The sequence below is a fragment of the Nitrospira sp. BLG_1 genome, assembly GCF_047338595.1.
Classification (GTDB): domain Bacteria; phylum Nitrospirota; class Nitrospiria; order Nitrospirales; family Nitrospiraceae; genus Nitrospira_D.
The window spans coordinates 1-1,723 of the sequence record NZ_JBLFBO010000116.1 but is presented as its reverse complement, the minus strand read 5'-3'; the positions used below and the strand labels follow the sequence as shown (position 1 = coordinate 1,723).

1 protein-coding gene is annotated in these 1,723 nt (G+C 54.4%); it reads left to right on the top strand.

Going from position 1 to position 1,723, the window contains the following annotated elements; translation table 11 throughout:
- Window positions 1–1,182: DUF4419 domain-containing protein (locus ACMTNU_RS20555; protein ID WP_413937153.1), on the top strand; the 1,182-nt coding region annotated here is incomplete at its 5' end.
- Window positions 1,183–1,723 lie beyond the last annotated feature (541 nt).

Below are 1,723 nucleotides of genomic sequence, written 5' to 3'. Positions count from 1 at the left end.
CACTGGGCCGAGGCCGTTGAGCAATGGAGCGAGGGGATCCGGCAGCATGTGCAGGATGACTTGTACCAGCTCATGATTTGCGATTTCAGCACGACCTCGTCCGTGATCCGCACCGCCAGCCAGGTCGTGATGATGGATGCGTTCCAGCAGTATTTTGATTACGGGCTGAGCTGTATTTGCGGCATTCCTTCGATTACTGTCACAGGCATTGTGGACGATTGGGTCCGCATTCGTGAGCGTGTCGACGTGATGGCGACGTTTCACCTCGACTGGTGGACTGATCGACTGAAACCGATCTGCGATGGGTTCATCGCGACGGTGCAGGGTACTCCGTCACAACGGTTCTGGAAACACATCTATAGTCCCAAGGAGATGTATGGGGGCGATCTCATTACCGGCTGGGTCGCCGACCTCTTTCCCTATCTCATGCATCCCGTTACCAATGCACCAACGATCAGAAATCTGATTCTGGCCATACCACGAGAGAAGTTGACTGAAGAAGACGGGATCTCGTCCGCGAAGGTCCCCACGGGTCTATCGCGAGCCCCGTTCGTACTCAAATCAGCATCCGCCGATGACTCAAAGGAATTAGAGCTTGTTGCCGGCTTCCTGGGTGTTAGAGAACATGGGGACGGTGGCCGATTGGAACCGGAGATCGGGTGGGCTGTCGTGGAACCCGATGCGTTCACCCACGTGCTGAACAAGTTCGCAGCAGCAGGGGCGCGAGACACCACCTCGAAGCCGCAGGTGACAGACCAGCGAGATCACCCTTTGAGAGAGCTGCGAGACGTTGGTATCCCAAAGGAATTGGTGCAGTTGATGGATCGGTTTGCCGATGGGCAAGTGTTTTACGAGGAAAGGCCTCATGCCTGGTTGTTGAAACTACCCTCAGGGCTGACCGAAAGAAAGGTCTTGAGCGACAACTTCCACATCTTCATGCCGGCGGTCCATTTCATGGATCTGGCTGATGGACGGGCAATCGCCTATGTGTCGTTTGCACCCAACAAGTTTGAACGATCCGATTGGTGGGTCGTTGTCGGAATGCCAGATGGTGAAGAGTTTCGTCAGGGGAGCGTGACCGTCATCGCCAAGGGCTTCTTGCAGTTTTTTCAACGACTCCTGGGTGCCGACGGGCGCTATTACTTTGACGAGCTAGACTTTCAACCGGACGTGGCGTTATAGAGCAGCTTGCAGCGAATTGTGCAGGGCGTGAATCGTCAGGGGCAAATTCCCCTCGCTGCGGTTATTCACCAAGACAGACGCCTTTCACTTCTCGCCCGCGGCTTTCTTCACCAGCTCCATTGTGTGTCCCTGCATCTCTGGCAGTTCTTCCACAAGTTGCGTGTATGGCTTCGCTCGTTCCTTGCGGCTTCATACCCTGTCTTGAGCGGCGTGAGGAGGTTCACGACCATTCAGGGAGCCGTGAAGAGTTCCTCCTCCATACCATGCGTTCAGAGCCGAAGGGTGACGGAAGAACCTTATAGTCGGCCTGATACGATCTCCTCACTGAGGTAGGTGAGCTGTTGTGATATCTGTGTTGGCAGAGCTGCAAAAACTTTATGTATGTTCACATCGACGCTGACCAAGGCCGTAGTGTTCACTTGCAGAGTAAATTGTACATCCAGCCTGTCGTGAGAACCTGCCGACTGTCGAAGATTGTCTATCACATGTACCGCTCACGATTTCTTGGACACGGTTGTTGCCGTATTGGACCCGACCTCCA